This is a genomic window from Streptomyces xinghaiensis S187 (assembly GCF_000220705.2).
GTDB lineage: Bacteria > Actinomycetota > Actinomycetes > Streptomycetales > Streptomycetaceae > Streptomyces > Streptomyces xinghaiensis.
This window is the reverse complement of sequence record NZ_CP023202.1, coordinates 4,551,028-4,572,365: the sequence shown is the minus strand read 5'-3', so window position 1 is coordinate 4,572,365 and position 21,338 is coordinate 4,551,028. Positions and strand designations below refer to the sequence as shown.

21 protein-coding genes and 1 pseudogene are annotated in these 21,338 nt (G+C 73.1%); 9 read left to right on the top strand and 13 right to left on the bottom strand.

Annotation, left to right across the window (positions count from 1 at the left end; all coding sequences use genetic code 11):
• Nucleotides 1–4 precede the first annotated feature (4 nt).
• Nucleotides 5–1,381, bottom strand: coding sequence for a DUF445 domain-containing protein (locus tag SXIN_RS19585; RefSeq protein ID WP_238153808.1), 1,377 nt, complete (start codon nt 1,379–1,381; stop codon nt 5–7).
• The gene (locus SXIN_RS32800; protein ID WP_019711564.1) at nt 1,378–1,512 is read right to left on the bottom strand and encodes a hypothetical protein; all 135 of its coding nucleotides are present in this window, start codon (nt 1,510–1,512) and stop codon (nt 1,378–1,380) included. Before SXIN_RS32800 ends, SXIN_RS19585 begins: the two co-directional genes overlap by 4 nt.
• A 261-nt stretch (nt 1,513–1,773) precedes the next feature.
• Between SXIN_RS32800 and SXIN_RS19580 the strand changes: the two genes are divergently transcribed.
• Nucleotides 1,774–3,090: an SGNH/GDSL hydrolase family protein gene (locus SXIN_RS19580; RefSeq protein WP_019711565.1), complete on the top strand. Its 1,317-nt coding sequence runs from the start codon at nt 1,774–1,776 to the stop codon at nt 3,088–3,090.
• Between the two features lie 72 nt (nt 3,091–3,162).
• The gene (locus tag SXIN_RS19575; protein ID WP_095757285.1) at nt 3,163–4,704 is read left to right on the top strand and encodes an oxidoreductase; all 1,542 of its coding nucleotides are present in this window, start codon (nt 3,163–3,165) and stop codon (nt 4,702–4,704) included.
• A gap of 120 nt (nt 4,705–4,824) precedes the next feature.
• Here the strand turns inward: SXIN_RS19575 and SXIN_RS19570 are convergent, their stop codons facing one another.
• Complete coding sequence (locus tag SXIN_RS19570) at nt 4,825–5,754, bottom strand: M56 family metallopeptidase (RefSeq protein ID WP_095757284.1); 930 nt, start codon at nt 5,752–5,754, stop codon at nt 4,825–4,827.
• Nucleotides 5,755–5,759: 5 nt separating this feature from the next.
• Entirely contained in the window at nt 5,760–6,164 is a 405-nt protein-coding gene (locus tag SXIN_RS19565) for a BlaI/MecI/CopY family transcriptional regulator (RefSeq protein WP_019707083.1), read from the bottom strand.
• A 449-nt stretch (nt 6,165–6,613) separates the two neighbouring features.
• Here SXIN_RS19565 and SXIN_RS19560 point away from each other — a divergent pair, with 449 nt between their 5' ends.
• Together SXIN_RS19560 and SXIN_RS19555 are read left to right on the top strand one after the other, a co-directional pair.
• Nucleotides 6,614–7,189, top strand: coding sequence for a TerD family protein (locus SXIN_RS19560; RefSeq protein ID WP_019707084.1), 576 nt, complete (start codon nt 6,614–6,616; stop codon nt 7,187–7,189).
• A gap of 117 nt (nt 7,190–7,306) precedes the next feature.
• Nucleotides 7,307–8,053, top strand: coding sequence for a hypothetical protein (locus SXIN_RS19555; RefSeq protein ID WP_192883605.1), 747 nt, complete (start codon nt 7,307–7,309; stop codon nt 8,051–8,053).
• On the opposite strand, the pseudogene SXIN_RS33065 reads toward SXIN_RS19555, so the two are convergent.
• A pseudogene (locus SXIN_RS33065) lies at nt 7,975–8,256 on the bottom strand (universal stress protein); the annotation flags it as partial. The gene SXIN_RS19555 and the pseudogene SXIN_RS33065 sit on opposite strands and share 79 nt — an antisense overlap.
• On the opposite strand from SXIN_RS33065, the gene SXIN_RS33060 reads away from it, so the two are divergent.
• Entirely contained in the window at nt 8,140–8,373 is a 234-nt protein-coding gene (locus SXIN_RS33060) for a hypothetical protein (protein ID WP_420341099.1), read from the top strand. The pseudogene SXIN_RS33065 and the gene SXIN_RS33060 sit on opposite strands and share 117 nt — an antisense overlap.
• A gap of 107 nt (nt 8,374–8,480) precedes the next feature.
• On the opposite strand, the gene SXIN_RS19545 is transcribed toward SXIN_RS33060, so the two are convergent.
• The 6 genes from SXIN_RS19545 to SXIN_RS19520 all read right to left on the bottom strand — a co-directional run bounded on the left by SXIN_RS19545 (nt 8,481) and on the right by SXIN_RS19520 (nt 14,896).
• Nucleotides 8,481–9,500, bottom strand: coding sequence for a hemolysin family protein (locus tag SXIN_RS19545; RefSeq protein ID WP_095757283.1), 1,020 nt, complete (start codon nt 9,498–9,500; stop codon nt 8,481–8,483).
• Nucleotides 9,497–10,807 (bottom strand): hemolysin family protein, encoded by a 1,311-nt coding sequence (locus SXIN_RS19540; RefSeq protein ID WP_420341091.1) that lies wholly within the window; start codon nt 10,805–10,807, stop codon nt 9,497–9,499. The genes SXIN_RS19545 and SXIN_RS19540 overlap by 4 nt, the downstream gene beginning before the upstream one ends.
• A 513-nt stretch (nt 10,808–11,320) precedes the next feature.
• Complete coding sequence (locus SXIN_RS19535; protein WP_039824176.1) at nt 11,321–12,061, bottom strand: DUF1707 domain-containing protein; 741 nt, start codon at nt 12,059–12,061, stop codon at nt 11,321–11,323.
• A gap of 79 nt (nt 12,062–12,140) precedes the next feature.
• Nucleotides 12,141–13,214 carry an ABC transporter ATP-binding protein gene (locus tag SXIN_RS19530; RefSeq protein WP_019711570.1) on the bottom strand — a complete coding sequence of 358 codons (1,074 nt, stop codon included), beginning with the start codon at nt 13,212–13,214 and terminating at the stop codon, nt 12,141–12,143.
• A gap of 10 nt (nt 13,215–13,224) precedes the next feature.
• Nucleotides 13,225–13,989, bottom strand: coding sequence for an ABC transporter permease (locus SXIN_RS19525; RefSeq protein ID WP_019711571.1), 765 nt, complete (start codon nt 13,987–13,989; stop codon nt 13,225–13,227).
• A 163-nt stretch (nt 13,990–14,152) separates the two neighbouring features.
• Nucleotides 14,153–14,896, bottom strand: coding sequence for an ABC transporter permease (locus SXIN_RS19520; protein WP_095758106.1), 744 nt, complete (start codon nt 14,894–14,896; stop codon nt 14,153–14,155).
• A gap of 425 nt (nt 14,897–15,321) precedes the next feature.
• Here SXIN_RS19520 and SXIN_RS19515 point away from each other — a divergent pair, with 425 nt between their 5' ends.
• Entirely contained in the window at nt 15,322–18,042 is a 2,721-nt protein-coding gene (locus SXIN_RS19515) for a transglycosylase domain-containing protein (RefSeq protein WP_095757282.1), read from the top strand.
• 44 nt (nt 18,043–18,086) lie between these two features.
• Here SXIN_RS19515 and SXIN_RS19510 read toward each other — a convergent pair whose 3' ends face one another.
• Both SXIN_RS19510 and SXIN_RS19505 read right to left on the bottom strand, forming a co-directional pair.
• Nucleotides 18,087–18,431: a GroES family chaperonin gene (locus SXIN_RS19510; protein ID WP_039824184.1), complete on the bottom strand. Its 345-nt coding sequence runs from the start codon at nt 18,429–18,431 to the stop codon at nt 18,087–18,089.
• A gap of 333 nt (nt 18,432–18,764) precedes the next feature.
• Nucleotides 18,765–19,121, bottom strand: coding sequence for a DUF3618 domain-containing protein (locus tag SXIN_RS19505; RefSeq protein WP_019711574.1), 357 nt, complete (start codon nt 19,119–19,121; stop codon nt 18,765–18,767).
• Nucleotides 19,122–19,344: 223 nt separating this feature from the next.
• Between SXIN_RS19505 and bcp the strand changes: the two genes are divergently transcribed.
• The 3 genes from bcp (at nt 19,345) to SXIN_RS19490 (ending at nt 21,327) form a co-directional block, all read left to right on the top strand.
• Complete coding sequence (bcp, locus tag SXIN_RS19500; protein WP_019711575.1) at nt 19,345–19,824, top strand: thioredoxin-dependent thiol peroxidase; 480 nt, start codon at nt 19,345–19,347, stop codon at nt 19,822–19,824.
• Between the two features lie 151 nt (nt 19,825–19,975).
• The gene (locus SXIN_RS19495; RefSeq protein WP_039824186.1) at nt 19,976–20,656 is read left to right on the top strand and encodes an HNH endonuclease signature motif containing protein; all 681 of its coding nucleotides are present in this window, start codon (nt 19,976–19,978) and stop codon (nt 20,654–20,656) included.
• Entirely contained in the window at nt 20,653–21,327 is a 675-nt protein-coding gene (locus SXIN_RS19490) for an HNH endonuclease (protein ID WP_039824188.1), read from the top strand. The genes SXIN_RS19495 and SXIN_RS19490 overlap by 4 nt, the downstream gene beginning before the upstream one ends.
• Nucleotides 21,328–21,338: the final 11 nt, after the last annotated feature.

Here is a 21,338-nt window from a genome sequence, read left to right as displayed (position 1 = left end):
CCTCCTACGCCCCGAAGCCCCGGCTCACCGTGTAGATCACCAGGCCCGCCAGGGCGCCGACCACCGTGCCGTTGATGCGGATGAACTGGAGGTCGCGCCCGATGTGGGCCTCGATCTTCTTCGTCGTGTGCTTGGCGTCCCAGCTCGCGATGGTCTCCGTGATCAGCGAGGTGATCTCGTCGCGGTACGTCGTGACGACGTGCACCGCCGCGTCCTCCAGCCAGCCGTCGACCTTCTCCCGCATCCGCGCGTCCGTGGAGATCCGCGCCCCGAGGGACAGCAGCCCGGTGCGGGCCCGTACCCGCAGTTCGCTGCTCTCGTCCTCGGCCGCCGCGACGACCATGCGGCGGACGGCGTTCCAGGTGGAGGCGATCAGGTCCTGCACCTCGTCGCGGTTGAGGAACTCGTTCTTGAACCGCTCGACGCGGGCGCGGGTGTCCGGCTCGTCGCGCAGGTCGGCCGCGAAGTCGGTGAGGAAGCGGTCCACCGCGCCGCGCGCCGGGTGGTCGGGCATGTCGCGCATCTCCCGGAAGAAGCGCAGCAGTTCCTTGTAGACGCGCTCCCCGACCCTGCGGTCCACGAAGCGCGGGGTCCAGTTGGGGGCGCCGCCCGCGACGGCCGTCATCACCGACTCGTTGTGCAGCACCAGCCAGTCGTGGGCGCGTACGCACACCAGGTCGACGACGCGGTGGTGGCCGCCGTCCGCGACGACCTTGTCCAGCATGACGCCCAGGCCCGGCGCGATCTCCCGGGCCTCGGCGCGGCGCGTGATCGCCTCGCCGACCACGGCCTGGACGTCGGAGTCGCGGAGCACGGTCAGCGCGCCGCGCAGGGCGGTGGCGAGTTCGGCGGTGACCCGTTCGGCGTTGGCCGGCTCGGTGAGCCAGCCGCCGAGGCGGCTGCTGATGCCGACGGCACGCAGCCGGGTCCGTACGACCTCGGAGGAGAGGAAGTTCTCGCCGACGAAGTCGCCGAGGCTGCGGCCCAGGACGTCCTTCTTGGTGGGGATGATCGCGGTGTGCGGGATGGGCAGGCCCAGCGGATGGCGGAAGAGGGCCGTCACCGCGAACCAGTCGGCGAGCGCGCCCACCATGCCGGCCTCCGCGGCCGCCGCCACATAGCCCGCCCAGGCCCCGGCCCCGGCGGAGTGCGCCCACTCGGCGAGGGCGTAGACCACGGCGACGAGCACCAGCAGGCCGGTCGCGGTCGTCTTCATCCGGCGGACGCCGCGGCGCTTCTCCTCGTCGGCGGCGCTGTAGGCGAGACCGCCGCCTCCCCGGGTACGGGGGGACGCGGGCGGGCCGGGCCGCGCGGAGGACCCGGACGGCCCCGGGGGTTCCGTCCGCCCGGCCGTGCCGGTGCCACCGGGCGCACCCGTCACCCCGGCCACCCGGCCGGCCGCGCCGTCTCCGCGTCCCGTACGTTCTTCCCGCGCGCCTCGCGCGCCTCGCGCACCGCCCGTACCGCCCGTACCGCCCGTGCGGCCCGTACCGCCCGCTTCACCGGATTCATCCGGCTCTTTCCGTTCCATCCGCTCCACCCGTTCGCGCCGGTCCTCCGTCGCATTGTCCCTGCACCGCTCACGAGTGGAACGCACCACGAGTTCCCCGCGTCTACCCGGGCGGAGCCGATCGAAGCGGCCCCTTATCAGAAACGTGATCCCGTCGTGGGATCATGGAGCAACCCGGCGGAGAGCCGCCAACTCGCCGCCCCCGACCGGGGAACGCACCAACGGGAGCAGGCAGCTCCCTCGTACGAGGAGACAAACCGCGCGTGACCAAGCGGAACGGTTATGCCCTGCTCGCCGCCCTCGCGGCGGTGGTGGTGCTCATCTCCGTCGCCATATTCGTCGGAGTGGGCGGCGACCGGGCGGTGGGCGACCCGAGCGCCGCCACCCGGCAGCAGCGCAACTCGGCCGCCCCGGCCGTCTCGGGCCGCTGGGTCGGCAGCTGGGCCACGGCACCGGCCGCGGCCGAGCCCAACTCCTTCCACGGCCACGCGGGCAAGTCCATCCGCAACGTCGTGCACACCAGTATCGGCGGCAGCGCCGCCCGCATCCAGCTCTCCAACCTCTACGGCACCCGGCCGCTCTCCATCACCGGGGCCACCATCGCCCTGGCCGCGGCGCCCAGCGATCCGACGGCGGCCTCCGGCAGCATGCGCCGGCTGACGTTCTCCGGCCGCCCGTCGGTTTCCGTCCCGGCCGGGCAGGCCGTGGTCAGCGACCCCGTGCGGCTGAACGTTCCTGCCGCCGCCGACCTGCTCGTCTCCACCTACTCGCCGACCCCCTCCGGCCCCGTCACCTACCACCCCTACGCGCGGCAGACCTCCTACCTCGCCGAGGGCGACCGGACGGGCGACCCGCGCGGCACCGCGTACACCGAGCAGAGCCCCTACTGGCGCTACCTCACCGGCGTCGACGTCTACAGCACCGAGGCCGAGGGCACCCTCGTCGCCCTCGGCGACTCCATCACCGACGGCATCACCTCCACCGCCGGCGCCAACCACCGCTGGCCCGACTTCCTCGCCGAGCGGCTCCGCGAGGAGCCGGGCGCGCCCCGCTACGGCGTGCTCAACCAGGGCATCAGCGGCAACCGCATCCTCATCGACGGCAGCCGCTTTTCCCCCAACAACGGCCCCAGCGGGCTCAGCCGGTTCGAACGCGACGTCATGGCCCGGAGCGGGGTGCGGGTGGCCGTCGTCCAACTCGGCATCAACGACATACTGAAGACACCGCGCCGGCTGGACGCCCGTCAGATCGTCGAAGGACTGCGGCAGATGGTGCGGCAGGCCCACGGGCGCGGGGTGCCCGTCGTCGGCGGCACGCTCCTGCCGTTCGGCGGCCACCGCGGCTACGGGCCGCAGACCGAGGCCGTACGGCAGCAGGTCAACCAGGTGATCCGCGCGGGCGGCGTGTTCGACGCCGTCGCCGACTTCGACCTGGCCCTGCGCGACCCGTCCCAGCCGCACCGGCTGCTGCCCGCCTACGACTCCGGCGACCACCTCCACCCCAGCGACGACGGCTACCGGGAGATGGCGCGCACCATCAAGCTGAGCGACCTGCGCGGCTCGGCCCCGGCCCGGCTCTGAGCCGCCCGGGCCGGGCCCTCGGGGCTGCCGGGGGCGCCCGGCTCCCCGGGCGTTGATCGATACCCTGGCCGAGTGCTGTCGTACGAGGAACTGACCGCGCCGGAGCGCGATTTGTGGGACGCCTTCCCCGAAGGCCGTGCGGTTGACCTGCGTCCGCGACGGCACGTCGACGGCCCGGCCGACGGCCCGGCCGACGGCGGAGCCGGACACCGAGCCGGAGACGAATCCGGGGCCGGGGCCGGAGAGGAGCCCTGGGGGCCCGAGCGCACGGTCCGGGCCTCGGTGGTGGCGGCCCTGCTGCTCGGCGGTCACCCGGGGCAGCCGGGGTCGGTCCCGGCTCTGCGGCTGGCCGGCGCCCGGATCAGCGGCCGTCTCGACCTGGGCGGTGCGGAGATCCCGCACACGATCCGGTTCGAGGAGTGCCGGTTCGAGGAGGACATCGGCTTCCACGGAGCCTCCACCCGGACCATCACCATCGCCCGCAGCCGGCTGCGCGGCATCGACGCCGCGATGGCCCGCGTCGAAGGCCGGTTCGACCTGCGGGGATCAACCATCCGGGGCCGGCTCTCCCTCATGAACGCACAGGTGACCGGTGAGCTGATCCTCAGCGGTGCGCATCTGTCGGCGCCCGGCGACTGGGCGCTGTTCGCCGGCGGCCTCGTCATGGGCGGTGCCGTGTTCTGCCGCGGCGGATTCACCGCCGACGGCGGCCTGCGGCTGCTGGGAGCACAGCTGTCCGGCGGCCTGTTCATGGAGCGGGCGCGGTGCCACCACCCCGGAGAGGCGGCACTCCTCGCGGACAACGCGACGATCGCGACCCTGGTCTGCTCCCAGGGCTTCACGGCGCGGGGAGCGGTGCGCCTCCGCGGCGCCACCATATCCGGCCAACTGACCCTCGACGGTGCCGTGCTCGACGGCCGGGACACCGCCCTGGACTGCGCACGGATGCAGGCGGACGATCTCGTCCTGACCCCCGCCGTCCCCCCGTCGGGCGCGGTGGACCTCCGGGGGGCGCGCGTCACGGCGCTGCACGACCGCCGGGGAGCCTGGCCGGACACCGTGCGCCTGCAGGGCTTCGTCTACGGCGACCTGCACAGCGACGACGACGCCGGGCGGGACACCGTCGGCCACCGCCTGGCGTGGATCCGGCGGGAACCGGCCTACGCCCCGCAGCCGTACGAGCAACTCGCCGGCTGGTACCGGCAGATCGGCCATGACGACGACGCCCGCCGGGTCCTGCTGGCCAAACAGCGGCACCGCCGCGGCACCCTGCGCCCCGCCGGGCGCGCCTGGGGCCTCCTGCTCGACGGCACCGTGGGCTACGGCTACCGGCCCTGGCTGGCCGGGGTGTGGCTGCTGGCGCTGGCCCTCCTCGGCACGGGCGTCTTCGGCGCCCACGAGCCCGTGGCGGCGCAGCCCGGCGAGGGCGCCCCGTTCAGCGCCCTCGTCTACACCCTGGACCTGCTCATCCCCATCGGCGGTCTCGGTCAGCGCAACGCCTGGTACTGGACCGGAGGGGCCCCCGCGTGGCTGGCCTACGCCCTGATCGCGGCGGGCTGGCTGCTCACGACCGCCGTCGTCGCGGGCGTGACGCGCACGCTCAACAAGAACTGACCCGTCTCCGCGGTCGGTTCCCCGCACCGGCCCCCGCCCCCCGCCGGGCGTCCGGCGTCCGGCGACTGGCCACGGCCTTCGCCGCGCGGCCGGTCACCCCCTGCAGCCGCCGGTCACCGCCTAGAGCGGGGTGGCGGCCTGCAGGATGAAGAACAGACTGACCGCGGCGTTGGCCGACGACAGCACCGAGACCGTGGTGCCGACGGCGGCTCCCCAGGCGGCCAGGCCGACCGCGGTGAACACCGGCGGCCAGCTCCGCACCACGGGCGCCGGCCCCAGCAGTGCGGCCACACGGCGCGGTCCGGGGCCCGGTGCGGCGAAGCCCGCCAGGGTGGCGCCGGGGGCCCCGCTCGAGGCGAGCGCGGCCTTGCCGACCGCCCGTGCCACGAGCCGGCGGTCACCGATCCGGGCGGCGGCTTCCTCGTCGGCCCACCGCTCGGTCGTGTATGCGACGGCGGTGCGCAGCGGACGCAGGAACGGGTTCGCGCGGCCGGCGAGCTGTACGGCCAGCAGGAACCGGTGGTGACGGCCCGCGAGATGGGCGCGCTCATGTGCGAACAGGGCACGGCGCTCAGGGCCCGTCAGACCGCGCAGCATGCCCGTCGTCGTGACGATGCGGTCGCGTCGTCCGGGGAGTGCGTACGCGTACGGGACGTCATCCGGCAGAACCGCGACCGACCGTGGCGGCAGTCCCGCGAGCGCCCGGCTCGCGCGGAGCCGTAAGCGGTGGTGGTGCCGGGCCGCCCGGCCGCAGGAGAGGAGCACCCCGATCAGGGCGGGGATGGCGGCCTTGCCCGCGACCTCGTCGTACGGGACCGCCTCGCGGACCTCCGGATCGGACCAGCCGTCCGGCAGCGGATTGCCGGGGAGCTGGGCGGTGCCGACCACCATCAGCAGGGCCAGGCACAGAGTGCTGCAGACGGCCAGGACGACGGCGGCCACGGTCAGCAGCCAGGTGGCCGCACGCGGGTGCAGATGCTGCTCGGCCAGCCGGGCCACCGGCCACGCCGACAGCGGCAGGACGAGGGGCAGGAAGACGAAGACGCCCACCTCCGTCAGCCTTCGGCCTCGTCGGTCCGGGCCAGGAGACCGCGCAGCAGCTGTCCGTCGTCGGGCAGCAGAGCGGTGACGAATCTGGCCAGCACACCCTCGCGATCCGCCTCCGCGTCCAGGAGGCGGCGCATCCGCAGGGCCGCCAGCCCCGCCTCGTCGGCGACCGCCGTCCACTCGAAGGCCCGGCCCGCCCGCCGCCGTTCGACCGCTCCCTTGGCCTGCAGCCGGGTCAGGGTGGTGACCACGGTCGTGTAGGCGAGGCCCCGGCCGACACGCTGGTGCACATAGGCGGCGGTGACCGGCTGTGGCGCACTCCTCAGAGCGGCGAGAACCTCGCTCTCCAGCTCCCCCTGAGCCCGGCGGCCGGGCCGCCGGCGGGCAACGCACTCGTTCCGCTCCGTCGTCATGGCGCGCGCCTCCTGCCCACCGCTCTCGCTCGTGTGGCGAGAGGGGTGATGGTACCGACCTCGTCACGTCTGTTTTCTTCCGCCGTTTCCACACCGGCCGAAGCTCGTATCCGCCTGTCTGCGTCTCCGTGGCTCTCGACGGACCCGTCACGCTCAACCGTGCACCGTGAGAGCTCCCGAGTCCATGTCGTTCCCCACCTTCGCGGATCGCCGGACCGGCGCCCGAACCCATGGGACGGGGCCGGGGCCCCGGTGCCCGGCACACCCGGCGCGGCCGGCACGGTCCGGCTCGTGCCAGGCCCGGACCGCGCCGCCCTCACAGACGGCACCGCACGGGCACCACCGAACACTCCCGCGCCAACTTCTACACTGCTGTAGATTCAGCATCCGGGCAACGCACCGGGCGGGCATATCCCGCCCGGCCACAAGAACACGGAGGGAACGACGACATGGGTGTGAGCCTCGCCAAGGGCGGCAACGTCTCGCTGAGCAAGGAGGCCCCCGGCCTGACCGCCGTCGTGGTGGGACTCGGCTGGGACGTCCGCACCACCTCCGGCACCGACTTCGACCTCGACGCCAGCGCTCTGCTGCTGAACGACTCCGGCAGGGTCGTCACCGACCGGCACTTCGTCTTCTACAACAACCTCACCAGCCCCGACGGCTCCGTCGAGCACACCGGTGACAACCTCACCGGCGAGGGGGAGGGCGACGACGAATCCATCAAGGTCGACCTCGCCGCCGTACCCGCCGACGTCACCCGCATCGTCTTCCCCGTCTCCATCCACGACGCCGAGAACCGCGGCCAGAGCTTCGGCCAGGTCCGCAACGCCTTCATCCGCGTCGTCAATCAGGCGGGCGGCTCCGAACTCGCCCGCTACGACCTGAGCGAGGACGCCGCCACCGAGACCGCCATGGTCTTCGGTGAGCTCTACCGGCACGGCGCGGAGTGGAAGTTCCGGGCCGTAGGCCAGGGCTACGCCTCCGGGCTCGCCGGCATCGCGGCCGACTTCGGCGTCAACGTCTGACCTTTCCGGCCCGCCCGCATGCCGGTGCCCCCAGGGTGCGCCGGCCCTCCTCCCCTCCCGGCGCCGGCCACCCGGCACGGCGGACACCGTCACTCCGGACAACCCCCGGGAATGAGCATGAACGAGCCCGTACCCCTACGGCCCGAGGACAGGGCCGCGTTCGAGAGCGCTCTGTGGAAGGCACTCGCCGCACCCGATATCCGTGCGGCCCTCGGCCGCCCCGGCGCGCCGCACACCGCCGGCGAACTGCGTGCCCGCGCCCTCGCAGCGGCCGACTCCCTCGCCGCCGAGGCGTCGCCCGAATACGCGGCGCTGCTGGACGCGCGGTCGGGCCCGGGCCCGGACACGTCACCCGCCGGCGGCACGGGAGCCAAGGCGGCCGTGGCCGTCCTCACCGTCCTCACCCCGCTGCTGTCCATCGCGGCAGCGGTGATCTTCCTGTTGCTGGGCTACGGACTGCGCGTGGCGGGAGCTTCGGGTCCGCTGGCCGGCACACTCGTCGCCACGGGCTGGACCGCCGCGGTCATCGCGGCCGTCACCGGGCTGGCGGCCGGAGCCGGGCTGGCGTTCACCGCCGCCCGCCACCGCTCCACACAGGACCACGCCCAGCCCGCACCGGACACGCTCGCGCAGGCGCATGCGGCATGGCTGCGCGCCCTGCTGCAGCGCGCCCTGCTGCCCCACCTGCGCCGCGAACTCGGACTCCCCGGCACGGCACCAGGGTTCACGGACACACCACCGGACCCCGCGCCCGGCCCCGCGCCCGGGAAGCGCGCCCGGCTCGGCTACAGCCGGCCGGACTTCGCCGGCCCCGACTTCGCGAGCCCGGACTTCACGGGACCCACCCCGCACTCCTCGGAGTGACGTGCGCAAGGCGCGGGCCGCGCGGGGAGGCCCCCTCGCCCCTCGTTTCCACGGTGCCGTACGACCGCGACCGGACAGTGAGCGTGGTGGAGCAGCGCCTGGCTGACCGACCCGAGGATCAGCCCGGTGAAACCACCGAGTCCCCGGGCGCCCACCACCAGCAACTGGGCTCCTTCGCTCGCCTCGATCAGGGCCTGTCGCACGGGGCCCGTCATCAGGCGTGTGCTCGCCGCCACTTCAGTCCCCGGGCGGCCGGCGCCGGCGTCGACAAGGCCCAGGGGCTCGTCGAGCGCCTGGGCGAGAACAAGCCGTCGGACTGATATCCCGCTCACCACACCGGACATACGGGAAGCCGGAAAACCGGGAAACCGGGAAAGGGCCCTCCCTCCGGAACACACCGGGAAGAGGGCCCTGTGCCCGGCCGCGCCTACGTGGTGCGCGCCACCATCAGACGGGCGAGGAGATCATCCAGGCTGACCAATCCGGTGAGCCGGCCGTCCGCGTCCCGGATGACAGCGAGGGAGGCGCGGTGCCGGCGCAGCTGCTCGACCGCGTGGGAGAGGCTGTCCGTGCCCGTCAGCTCCGGGACCGGCCGGGCGAGCGGGCGAGCCGTGGCGGCGCGCCCCCGGGCCCGGGCCACCAGCGCGTCCCGCGCGTGCACCGAGCCGAGGACCGCCTCTCCGTCCTTGACGAGCAGGCGTGCCCGGCCGGCGGCGGTGGCCGTCGACAGGATCGTGTCCACGTCGGCGTCGGCCGGCACGGTCACGATCTCGTCAGCGGGTACCTGGAGTCCCGCGAGGGGGGTCTGCGGCTCGGTCAGCGACCGGGTGATCATTTCGGAGGCGGTCTTGTTGATCAGGCCGAGCCGTTCCGACTCCTCCACCAGATGGGTGAGTTGCTCGCGGTTGTGGACCGCGGTCAGTTCGTCGCGCGGCTGTACGCGGCACATCCGGACCAGAGCGTTGCTGACCTGGTTGAGGACCCAGAGCAGCGGCCGTACGGCCTTCACCACGGCCCGGAAGGGCGTGCCGAGCAGCATCGCGGAACGCTCCGGATGGGCGATCGCCCACGACTTGGGGGCCATCTCGCCGACCACCATGTGCAGGAACACCACGAGAGCCATGGCGAAGGCGAACGCGATGCCGTAGCTGAGCCCGGCGGGCAGGCCGAGCTTCAGCAGCAGGGGATCGACCTGGTGGGAGATGGCGGGCTTGGAGATCGAGCCGAGCCCGAGCGTGCAGACCGTGATCCCCAGCTGGGCGCCGGCGAGCATCAGCGACAGCTCGCGCATACCGGCGAGCGCCGCCTTCGCGCCGCGCCGGCCTTCCTCGGCGGCCTTCTCCATGCGGTGACGCTTGGCCGCGACCAGGGCGAACTCACCGGCCACGAAGAACCCGCTGGCGACGAGGAGCAGAACGGTCACGAACAGTGCCATGGGGAAACTCATGCCTGGGCCTCCTCGGCCGCCGAGCGCTCGATCCGGACGCGTTCCGGTACATGCCGGTCCAGGCTCAGAACCTCGATCGCGACACCCTCCACGGTGAGACGGTCCCCGACGGCGGGGAAGCGGCCGAGCCGGTCGATGACGAGGCCCGCGACGGTGTCGTAGTCCTCCTCCTCGGGCAGCGCGATGCCGGTGGCCTGCTCGACCTCGTCCAGGCGGCGCCCCGCGTCGACGAGCCAGCCGGCCCCGTCGGCGGTGGCGAGCCGGACGACGGTGTCGGTCTCGTCCGCGATGTCTCCGACCAGTTCCTCCGCGATGTCCTCGTAGGTGACGATGCCGGCGACGCCCCCGTGCTCGTCGAGCACGACGGCGAACTCGTCGTCCCGCTCTCTCATCTGCGCCACCGCCTCCGGAAGCGGAAGGGTGTCGGGCAGGAACAGCGGCTGCCGGGCCACCTCGCCCGCCTTCGTGGTCCCGAAGCCGCCGGCGGGCAGCCGCATCAGCTCCCACACCCCGATGACACCCACGATGTCGTCGGGGTGTCCGCCGAGCACGGGATAGCTGGAGTGGCCGTGCTCGGCGATCAGTCCGGCCGCCCCGGCCAGGGTGGCGTCCCGGTCCACGAACACGGCGTCCACCCGCGGGACCATCACCCGGCTGAGGGTGCGCTCGGAGAACTCCAGTGCGTGGTCGACGAGTTCGGCGGTGTCCGCCGGAAGCTGCCCCTGCTCGTGCGACTCGCCGATCAGGTGGCTCAGCTCTTCCAGGGTGGCACCGTGGTGCAACTCCTCCACCGGCTCGATGCCGACCTTGCGGAGCAGCCTGTTGGCGGTGCTGTCGAAGACGTGTACGAGCGGGCCGACGATCTTCAGATAGAGCAGAGTGGAGGCGGCCAGGGACTTCGCCAGCGGCTCCGGCACGGCGAGCGCCAGGTTCTTCGGAGCGAGTTCACCGATCACCATCTGCAGGACGGTGGCGATCGTGAAGGCCAGCACGACGGAGATCGCCGTGGCCGTGCCGCCGGCCAGCCCGAGGCCGTCCAGTACGGGCTTCAGCAGGGCCGACACGGACGGTTCGGCGAGGAAGCCGACCACCAGTCCGGTGACCGTGATGCCGAGCTGCGCACCGGAGAGCATGAAAGAGAGCCGCTCCAGGACCTTCAGGGCCCGTGCGGCCCGCCGGTCGCCCGCCGCCGCCTCACGGGCCAGCGCGAGCCGGTCGGCGGCGACGTACGCGAACTCCTGGGCGACGAAGTAGCCGGTGCCGAGCGTCAGGACGAGAACGGCCAGCAGGCCGAGTACGGCGCTCAGCACAGCCCACCGCCCCACGGCGAGCCGGCCTCACGCGCGGCGGCGCGGGACGCTCGGAGACCGCCCCCTGGGGGGTCGGCCGGTCTGGCGGTCACAGCGCGCTCCTTCACAGTTCCCCCCGATGGGACGCATGGGCGGCGCGGCTGCCGCGAGGTCGGCCCACGCTCCGTCTTTCTACACACGTGTAGACGATATGCCGACGCCCCGGGATCCGGAGCGGCACCCCCGGCGGAAAGCACCCCGCCCGGGCGATCACCCGGTGCGCCCGCCCGTCCCCGGGCCGCTGCCCCGGGGACGGGCGGGCGCACCGGCACGGAGGGCACCGCCGCCGGGCGGCCTCCGTGTCCTGCCCCCCATGGGCCGGGGCGGTGTTCCCCGCCGCCCCGGAGACGCCGGCGAGAGGCGGAAGTTCAGCGACGCGGTGTGCCCGGGCGCGCAAGCGCCCCGGATCACCGCGGCCCCGCACGGGCACGAGCGGCCTGTCGGCCCGTCGGCCCGTCGGCCCGTCGCCTGTCAGTCCTCCAGCTCCCGGCGTTCCCGCTTCTCCAGGCGGTCCCGGCCCCCGTCCTTCTCCCCCTTCTCCTCCAGCTCGCGCCGCTTCCGCTCGGCCTTGAGCCGGCGGCGCTCCTCCCTGGGCAGCTTCCGCTCCGTGCCGACCCCGCCCCAGAAGGCGAAGCCGGTGACCACGACCTTCGGCGCGCCCGGATCGCCCTCGTCCACCTTGCTCTGGTCGAAGCCGCCCATCAGGCCGAAGCCGCGGACGTCCAGGCCCATCCCGGGCGGCACCACCACGTTCACCCCGCCCATGACGGCGAAGCAGCGGATCACGATCTCGCGGTCCTCGAACCGCGCCTCGCGCAGATCGATCTCCCCACCGCCCATCACCGTCACGGCCGTGAACCGGCGCGGCGCCACCCAGCGGCCCCGGCGCTGGAAGCCGCCCAGGATGCCGACCGCCCACCTCGAACTGGGCGTGCCGCCGATCCGGGACGGCCAGGAGACCTCTCCGGCGGCCCCGGCGGCGGCCGGCTCCCCCGGTGCGCGCACCACCGGCAGGCCCGCCGCCCCGCCCACCGGGAGATCACGGGTCAGCGGCTCCAACTCGGCGTAGGTGCGCGCCCGGTAGGCCGCGTCGAGCCGCTCGTCGAACTCCTCCATCGTCAGGCGCCCTTCGGCGACGGCCTCGCGGAGCACCTCGGCGACGCGTTCACGGTCGGCGTCGGAGGCCCGCAGTTCAGGAGGTTCGCTCATCATGGGCCTCAGCCTAGGCAGAACCCGGCCCCGCGCGAACCGTTCCCCGGCAGGGAAAGCCCGCGGGGCCGGAAACGACGGCTCAGAAGGCCGCCCGCTCCGCGTACATCCGGGCGATGACGTCCTCGATCGCGGGCTCCCGCACCGACAGGTCCACCAGCGGATGCTCAGCGGCCACCGCCGCCACCACCGGCGCGGCACTCCCGCCCGCCGGGAACGCCAGCCACTGCCGCGGGCCCTCCGTCCGCACCACCCGCACCCCCGGCAGCCCCGCGCCGGACAGGTCGATCGGCGGCAGCTCCCGTTCCAGGTCCACGACGAGGACGCGCTCACTGCCACCCGCCGCGTGCAGCCCTTCCAGATCGCCGTCGAACACCACCCGGCCGTGGTCGATCACCATCACCCGGCGGCACAACTGCTCGATGTCGGTGAGGTCATGGGTCGTGAGGAGCACCGTGGTGCCGCGCTCGGCGTTGACGTCGGCGAGAAAGCGCCGGACCTTCGCCTTGCTCAGGACGTCGAGGCCGATCGTCGGCTCGTCCAGATACAGCACCTCGGGATCGTGCAGCAGGGCCGCCGCGATGTCACCGCGCATCCGCTGGCCCAGTGAGAGCTGCCGCACCGGGACGTCCAACAACGCTCCGAGACCGAGCAGTTCGACGCAGCGGTCGAGGTTCTCCCGGAAACGGCGGTCCGGGATCCGGTACAGCCGGCGGGCCAGCGCGTACGAGTCGCGCAGCGGCAGATCCCACCAGAGCGTGGTGCGCTGCCCGAACACCACCCCGATCCGGTGCGCCAGCCGCATCCGCTCCCGCGACGGATCGGCGCCCGCGACCCGCACCCGGCCGGCGCTGGGCACCAGGATGCCGGTGAGCATCTTGACGGTGGTGGACTTCCCCGCGCCGTTGGGACCGATGTAGCCGACCATCTCGCCGCGCCGCACCCGGAAGGAGATGCCGTCCACCGCCCGCACCTCGCGCCGCTCCCGGCGCAGCCGCCCCACCCGGCGCCGGACCCGGAAGACCTTCTCCACACCGTCCAGTTCGATGAGCGGCTCCGCGCCACCCGGGCCCGTCCCGCCGTCCCGGCCACGGCCCGTCCCGGCACCGCCTCCCGCGCCGCTGCCGCCGTAGCCGCTGCCGTCGCCGCCGTCCATCCTCCGCCTCTCAGCTCCCCGCACTCCGGTACGAACCCAGTCCCGCCCGCCACACCAGCCCGGCGGGCACCCAGCACACCACCGCCACCAGCGGCGACAGGAAATCGACCCAGCCCGGCAGGCCCAGCGGGTCGTCGCGGCCCAGGACGAACAGCACCGGCAGCCAGTTCACGAAGGCCAACGGCACCACGAAAACCGTCCCGGCCACCAACTCCCGCGCGAACACCGTCGGCGGGTACTGCAGCAACGTCGTACCGCCGTAGGTGAAGGAGTTCTGCACCTCCGCGGCATCCTGCGCCCAGAACTGAAAGGAACCGCCCGCGACGAGCAGCGCGCCGAAGATCGCCGCGCCGCTCACCACCGCCACCGGCACCATCAGCACCGTCAGCGGCGTCCACTCGGCCTCCAGGACGGCCAGCGACCAGCCCAGCACCAGCAGCCCCTGCGCGAGCCGGCCGATCCGGCGCAGCTTGAAGCCGTCCGCCGCCACCTGCGCCAGCAGCGGCACCGGGCGCACCAGCATCCCGTCCAGGCTCCCGCGCCGGACCCGGGCCCCGAGCCCGTCCATGCCGCCCAGCAGCAGATGCGCCAGGCCGAAGGCGGTGGCCGAGGTCCCGTACAGCAGGGCGACCTCCGCGAAGCCGAAGCCCCCGAGCGCCTCCACATGGGAGAACATCAGCAGGATCGCGACGAAGTCGAGCGCGGTGGTGGCGAAGTTGCCCAGCGCCGTCAGCAGGAACGACGTCCGGTACACCATCGTCGAGCGCACCCACATGGCGGTGATCAGGACATACGCGCGCAGCCCCGCCGCCGCCCGGTGCGGGACACGGGCGCCCGCCCCTCGCCGTGTCCGCCTCCGCGCTCGCGGAGCCTCCCGGCCCTCCCGGTCCGGACCGGCCGCCACCGGGCCGGGCGGCCCGGCCGTCCGCGGACGCGTGTCAGCCACCCTGGACCACCACCCTCCGCACCGCGACCGACTGCAGCACCCGCCCCGCCGCGAGCAGCGCCAGCGCCCACCCGGCCTGGAACCCGTACGCCCCGGCCAGCTCCCAGCCGCCGTACTTCCCGAGGAACACATCCGCGGGGACCTGGAGCATCGACGCCCACGGCAGCATCCGCGCCACCTCCCCCAGCAGCCCGGGAAAGACCGTCAGCGGCAGCAGCATCCCCGAGAAGAACATCGCCACCAGCGCCGAGATCTGGACGACGCCCTGCCCGTCGAGCAGCCAGAACGCCGACAGCACCACCAGGAAGCGGATCGCGTAGCTCACCACCACGCCCAGCAGCACCGACAGCAGGAACGCCGCCCACGGCAGCGGCCCGCCGGGGAACGCCAGATCGAAGACCGCCCCGCCCACCAGCAACGGCACCACTCCCCGCCCCAGCAGATGGAACGCCGCCCGGCCGAGATCGTGCGCCAGCCACCACAGCTGGAGATCGGCGGGACGGAAGAGGTCGACGGCGATGTCGCCGCTGCGGATGCGCTCGATCAGCTCGTCCTGGAAGCCGCCGCCCATCGTGGCCATCGCCATCAGCAGCGCCTGGCCCACCCAGACGTAGGTCAGCGCCTGCGACAGGCCGTAGCCGCCGAGCCCGTCCCGCTGCTCCCACAGGGCCGTGTAGGCGAAGGTGAGGATGAAGCCGAAGACCGTGTTGGTGAAGACACCCGCGGCCGTGGCCATCCGGTACGTCGTATGGCGCCGGAAGACGCCCGCGGCCACCACCCCGTACAGCCGCGGCCCGCCGCCGTGCCCGCCACCACGCCGCACTCCCCCGCCGCGCACCGCGCCCCCGCTCGTCACCCCGCCGCACCGACCACCGCCGGGCCCCGCCGGCCGCCGCCGGACGCCGCCGAAATCGCCCCAAATGGATGACCCTAGCGCGGCGAGCGGGGCGGGCGTGCATGTTTTTCCGCCATCCGGTCAGCCGTAAGGGTGGCCCGGGAGGGCCTTCGGTGTGTCCCGGCAGTGCTGCCGGACACCCCGGCCCCAGCACGCGGAAATGATGACGCGACAGTCCGCCTCGTGGCGCAGGCCCGCTGATCAGCCCGCCCGACAGTGATCGCCGCCGTACAACCTTCGGTGGCGGCCGAGGAGTCCCCAGACATATGAGCGACGAGCCGCAGCACCAGAAACCGCCTTCCCCGGAGCCGGAACCGGAGCGGGAACCGGGGAACGGGCCGGAGCCGGGGCCGGGAGGGCGACCGGAACCGGGACCCACCGAGCCGGCTGCCGCCCCGGAAGCGGGCGGCGACGGCGGCGGGCAGAGCGCCGGGGACACCGGACACGGGGCCGCGGACGAAGCCGCACAGGGACACGGGGCCGGCACCGCCGACGCCGCGGCCGGGGCCGCCGGAGCCGGAGACGGGGCTGCCGATGCCGGTACGGGAGCCGGTGCGGGAGCCGGTGCGGGAGCCGGTGCGGGAGCCGGTGCGGGAGCCGGAGACGCGGCTGCCGGTGCCGATGCCGGTGCGGGAGCCGGCGCCGCACGCCGCGCGCAGCGCACCGGCTTCCGCCGCTACCTGCCCACCTGGCGGATCGTGCTGGGCGGCGTCCTGCTGACCGTCCTCCTCCTCAGCGGCGGCTTCGCCACCGCCTACCTGCTCGTCGGCATCCCGGCCGCCAACGAGCACGCCGTCCGGCAGGGCAACGTCTACCTCTACTCCGACGGCACCCAGCTCGCCACCGACGGCGACGTCAACCGCCAGAACGTCGAACTCGACCGGGTGCCCGAACACGTCCGGCGGGCCGTCCTCTCCGCCGAGGACCGCGACTTCTACACCGAGTCGGCCGTCGACCCGCAGGCCATGCTGCGCGGAGCCTGGAACACCGCCACCGGCAAGGGAAAGCAGTCCGGCTCGACGATCACCCAGCAGTACGTGAAGAACTACTACCTGGCCCAGGACCAGACCCTCACCCGCAAGGCCAAGGAATTCATCATCGCCATCAAGCTCGACCAGGAGACGAGCAAGGACGAGATCCTCGAGGGCTACCTCAACACCAGCTACTTCGGCCGCCGCGCCTACGGCATCCAGGCCGCCGCGCACGCCTACTACCGCAAGCACGTCGAGGACCTGACCACCGCCGAGGGCGCCTACCTCGCCGCGCTGCTCAACGCCCCCGGCTACTACGACATCGCCACCCACCCGGAGAACAAGGCCCGCGCCCTCGCCCGCTGGAACTACGTCCTGGACGGCATGGTCGACGAGGGCTGGCTCAGCCGCTCCGAACGCTCCCGCATGGAGTTCCCCACCCCCGCCGAGGGGCGGCCCTCCTCCGGGATGAGCGGCCAGCGCGGCTATCTCGTCGAGGCCGTCAAGCAGTACCTCTCCGCCCACGGCATCATCGGCGAGGACGCCCTCGAAGCGGGCGGCCACCGCATCGTCACCACGATCGACCGGAAGCGGCAGGACGCCTTCGTCGAAGCCGTCGACGAACAGCTGATGTCCAAGCTCGACAAGAAGGAGCGCAAGGTCGACCGCTATGTGCGGGCGGGCGGCGCCTCCATCGACCCGAAGACGGGCAAGGTCGTCGCGATGTACGGCGGCATCGACTACACCGAGCAGTACGTCAACAACGCCACCCGGCGCGACTACCAGGTCGGCTCCACCTTCAAGCCCTTCGTTCTCGCCGCCGCCGTCGACAAGGGCTCCAAGACCCTCGACGGCCGCCCCATCACACCGAACGCCCGCTACGACGGCACCAGCGGCCGCGCCGTACAGGCCCGGTCCGGATCGACCGACTACAAGCCGGAGAACGAGGACGAGCGGAGCTACGGGCAGCTCACGGTCGCCGAGGCCACCGACAAATCCGTCAACGCCGTCTACGCGCAGATGGCCCAGGACGTCGGCCCCGCCACCGTCCGCCGCACCGCCGTCGGCCTCGGGCTGCCCGAGGACACCCCGGATCTCACCCCCGACCCCTCCGTTGCCCTTGGCGTCGCCACCGCCAGCGTCCTCGACATGACCGAGGCATACGCCACCCTCGCCAACCACGGCGAACACCGCGAACCCGTCCTCGTCACCAAGATCACCAAGGGCGATCGGGAACTCGACCTGCCGCGGAAGGAGACGGAGCGGGCCGTCAGCCGCGAGGCCGCCGACACCACCACCTCCGTCCTCAAGGGCGTCGTCGAGAAGGGAACCGGCACCGCCGCCTCCTCCGCCGGCCGCCCCGCCGCGGGCAAGACCGGCACCGCCGAGGAGGACCGCGCGGCCTGGTTCGCCGGCTACACCCCCGACCTCGCCACCGTCGTCGCGGTGATGGGCCAGGACTCCGAGACCGGCGAGCAGAAGAAGCTCTACGGAGCCACCGGGATGGCCCGGATCAACGGCGGCGGCTACCCCGCCCAGATCTGGGGCCAGTACACCGCCGCGGCCCTCAAGGGCAGCCCGGCGGAGAAATTCGACCTCAAGCCGATGGAGGGCGCAAACGACCCCGACCCCGGTGCACCGGGCGACGCGTTCGAAGAGGCCGGGGAGGCCGAAGGCCCCCGGGAGGACACCGGCGAGACCGGCGCCGCCGAGAACCCCGGGGAGACCGGCGGGACGGACGGCCCCGAGACCTCGGCACCGCCCACCGCCTCCGAACCCCCGCCCACCGACGACGGCAAGGGCGGCGGCAGCGGCGGCGACACCGGCGGCACGGACGGAGGTACCGACGGGGGCACGGACGGGGGCGCCGACAGCGGAGGCAGCACCGGCGGTGACACCGGCGGAACCGGCGGAGACACCGGCGGCACGGACAGTACCGGCGGAACGGACGGCGGCGCCGACGGCGGGGGCGGCACGGACACGGCGGGCGCGGACACGGCGAGCACGACCACCTGACGGGGGCCGCGGGGCCGGGCCCGGGCCAGGGACGGCCCGGCGGATCAGAGATAGAGCCCCGTGGAATCCTCCGCGCCCTCCAGGCGCTCGGCCGCCACCGCGTGCAGATCCCGCTCCCGCATCAGGACGTACGCCACCCCGCGGACCTCGACCTCGGCCCGGTCCTCCGGGTCGTAGAGCACCCGGTCGCCCGGCTCCACCGTCCGGACGTTCTGCCCCACCGCCACCACCTCGGCCCAGGCCAGGCGGCGGCCGACCGCGGCGGTCGCGGGGATGACGATGCCACCCGTGGAGCGCCGCTCGCCCTCCGCGATGTCCGTGCGGACGAGCACCCGGTCGTGCAGCATGCGGATGGGCAACTTGTCATCGTGCGTAACGTTCTGGCTCACGCCATGACGGTACCTGCCCCCGCGCCCCGGGAACGCCACGGGCCCGGCATCACCGGACCCGCGGAGGGCGGGCCGGGAAGGCGCGTTGGCCACGGCCCGACGGCGGGCGGCGACTGGCGGGCATCGGGCAGCCGGCGGCCCGACGGCGACCGGCCGCGGGCCCGCCCGCCCCGTCCACGGCAGGGGGTGGGCCTCGGCACGGCGGCGGGCCCCTCCCCCACTGCCGTGACAACGGCGGCCCAGCCCGTCACGGCAGCGGGAGACGGCCGCCACGGCGGGCGGCGGCCGGCCACGCCATCGGGCGGGACGACCGGACGGCGCCCCCGCCCCGGCTCAGCGCCGCCGTCCCCGTCCCCCGGAGCGCCCGCCGGCGCCACCGCGCCGGGACGAGACCGTGACCAGCAGGCCCACCACCGCCGCCGCGGCCACCGCCGCCGGGACGATCCGCTCCAGCCGCGGCTCGCCCTTCTCCGAGACAAAGGCGCCGCGTACGTCGTTGAGCGCGCGGTTCACCGCCACATAGGCCCGCCCCGCCGTACGGTCCACGGCCGACACGGCCTTCACCTTCGCGTCCCCGACGATCGTCCTCGGGTGCACCCGCACCGCGATCTCGTCGAGCGTCACGGCGAGCTCCTGGCGCCTGCGGGCGATATCCGCCTCGATCTGCGCCGGGGTCCTGGCATCCGACACCGCGCTGCCTCCGTCGTCCTGAGTTGATCGGTGTTTCCGTCCGTGCTGGTCGTCCGCGATGGACAGTCTGTCAGCTCCTGCCCAGCGTTGCCCCCCGGCACCCCAGCCGATCCGTCGTACCGCCCGGTTAATCTCGGGGAGAGCCCTCCGGCCACCGGGGCACTCCGGGCCCCGGAGCCGTCCGGCCCTCCGGCCGTCCGTCCTGTCACCACCGAGGAGAACCATGAGCGAGCGACTGCAGCCCGGCGACACCGCCCCCGCCTTCACCCTGCCCGACGCGGACGGCAAGCCGGTGTCCCTCGCCGACCACGCCGGCCGCAAGGTCATCGTCTACTTCTACCCGGCGGCCCTCACCCCCGGCTGCACCAAGCAGGCCTGCGACTTCACCGACAATCTGGAGCTGCTGGCCGGCGCCGGCTACGAGGTCATCGGCGTCTCCCCGGACAAGCCGGAGAAGCTCGCCAAGTTCCGCGACAAGGAGAACCTGCGGGTCACCCTCGTCGGCGACCCGGAGAAGTCGGTGCTGGAGGCGTACGGCGCCTTCGGCGAGAAGAAGCTGTACGGGAAGACGGTGACCGGCGTCATCCGCTCCACGGTCGTGGTGGACGAGAACGGCACGGTGGAGCGCGCCCTCTACAACGTCAAGGCCACGGGCCACGTCGCCAAGCTCCTCAAGGACCTGTCCGTCCAGCCGGGGGCCTGATCCGTCCCCGCCCTGTACGCGGCACCGGCTACGGAACGTCCGGGGCCGTCGGAAACGATCGATGGCCCCGGACGGCGTAACCCTGTCACGACCCTCTCGTTGATGAGTTCGAGACCGCAGTGAGCGCTCGATTCACAACGGGGGGTTTGCCATGCCGCCGAGTCCCTACACGCACGATCGCCTCAATGAAGCCGCGAGGTCGTCCCGCACCCTCAGCCAGGCTCTGGTAAAGCTCGGTGTGGACCCGAGAAGCGGCAGTCGGCGGTACCTCAGGGCCCGGATGAGAACCCTGGGGATCGACACCTCTCACTTCGAGCGTGAGGGCGCACGCTGGACGAGGGAAATCCTCGAACCGGCGGTGGCGGCCTCCACGAACATGAACGAAGTCCTGCGCCGCCTCGGCCTGGGCATCGTCGGCGGACACCACACCCACATCAGCAACCGGGTCCGGGCACTGGGCATCGACACGTCCCACTTCACGGCACGCACCTCCGGCAACCGGGCCGGACGCCGCCGTCGTACGCCCGAGGACGTTCTGGTCGAGCAGAATCCCGAAAGCGCCCGGCGCGTACACGGTGACCGGCTCAGACAGTGCATGCTCGACGCCGGTGTCGCCCACCTCTGTGCCCTCTGCGGGATGGAGCCAATGTGGCGAGGACGGCGTCTGCCGCTGGAAGTGGACCACATCGACGGCAGGTGGTGGAACAATCGGCTGCAGAATCTGCGGCTGCTCTGCCCCAACTGTCACGCGACAACGGATACCTACCGGGGCCGCAACAAGGGGCCTCGGGACACGCGTGACCGGCACCGTTCCACGGAGACGGCGTCGTGAGTGGTTCCCGGCGCTACACGAAGGACCTTCTGACAGCCGCGGCAGAATCCTGCTCGGACATCGGCGACGTGATTGTTTTCGTCGGCGCAAAGCCATATGACGGCCTCGAACGGCACTTGCTTCGCCGCTTCGCCCACTTCGGGATCGATGTATCCCATATGCGCCACCGCCGTCCCGGGCCGGCCGAGCAGGCACCCGGCAAGGACATTCTGCGGCAGGCCATTCAAGATTCCGTCTCCATCGCCGGTGCTCTGCGGTTGCTCGGCATCCCGGATCACGAGCGGACGCGCCGACGTCTTCACCAGTGGGCGGCGGAAGCCGGGATCAGCACATCTCATTTCCTTGGACAGGCCCACCAGCGCGGCCGACCCGGTCCCGTGCCGAAGAGGAAACCGGAAGAGATTCTGGTCAAGCGCAGTGGAGGGCACCGGACCAGGACGGCTCTGCTGAGGCGGGCCCTGCTGGCCATTGGTGTGGCCGAGCGATGCGCGGAGTGCGGAACCGAAGCCCGGTGGCAGGGGAAGCCGATGACGCTGGAGATCGACCACATCAACGGCGACCGGACCGATGACCGTCCGGACAATCTGCGGCTGCTCTGCCCCAACTGTCATGCGGTAACGAGCACATGGTGCCGTGGAGGCCGGGCCGGAGCTGACGTCGTACGGCTGTGACAGTTCTTATC

Excerpts from the sequence above, each read along its gene's own strand:
- SXIN_RS32800 (WP_019711564.1), bottom strand. The coding sequence starts at position 1,512 with ATGAATCCGGTGAAGCGGGCGGTACGGGCCGCACGGGCGGTACGGGCG.
- SXIN_RS19565 (WP_019707083.1), bottom strand. The coding sequence starts at position 6,164 with ATGACGACGGAGCGGAACGAGTGCGTTGCCCGCCGGCGGCCCGGCCGC.
- SXIN_RS19560 (WP_019707084.1), top strand. The coding sequence starts at position 6,614 with ATGGGTGTGAGCCTCGCCAAGGGCGGCAACGTCTCGCTGAGCAAGGAG.
- SXIN_RS19555 (WP_192883605.1), top strand. The coding sequence starts at position 7,307 with ATGAACGAGCCCGTACCCCTACGGCCCGAGGACAGGGCCGCGTTCGAG.
- SXIN_RS19545 (WP_095757283.1), bottom strand. The coding sequence starts at position 9,500 with ATGAGTTTCCCCATGGCACTGTTCGTGACCGTTCTGCTCCTCGTCGCC.
- SXIN_RS19535 (WP_039824176.1), bottom strand. The coding sequence starts at position 12,061 with ATGATGAGCGAACCTCCTGAACTGCGGGCCTCCGACGCCGACCGTGAA.
- SXIN_RS19530 (WP_019711570.1), bottom strand. The coding sequence starts at position 13,214 with ATGGACGGCGGCGACGGCAGCGGCTACGGCGGCAGCGGCGCGGGAGGC.
- SXIN_RS19525 (WP_019711571.1), bottom strand. The coding sequence starts at position 13,989 with ATGTGGGTGCGCTCGACGATGGTGTACCGGACGTCGTTCCTGCTGACG.
- SXIN_RS19520 (WP_095758106.1), bottom strand. The coding sequence starts at position 14,896 with ATGGCCACGGCCGCGGGTGTCTTCACCAACACGGTCTTCGGCTTCATC.
- SXIN_RS19515 (WP_095757282.1), top strand. The coding sequence starts at position 15,322 with ATGAGCGACGAGCCGCAGCACCAGAAACCGCCTTCCCCGGAGCCGGAA.
- bcp (WP_019711575.1), top strand. The coding sequence starts at position 19,345 with ATGAGCGAGCGACTGCAGCCCGGCGACACCGCCCCCGCCTTCACCCTG.
- SXIN_RS19495 (WP_039824186.1), top strand. The coding sequence starts at position 19,976 with ATGCCGCCGAGTCCCTACACGCACGATCGCCTCAATGAAGCCGCGAGG.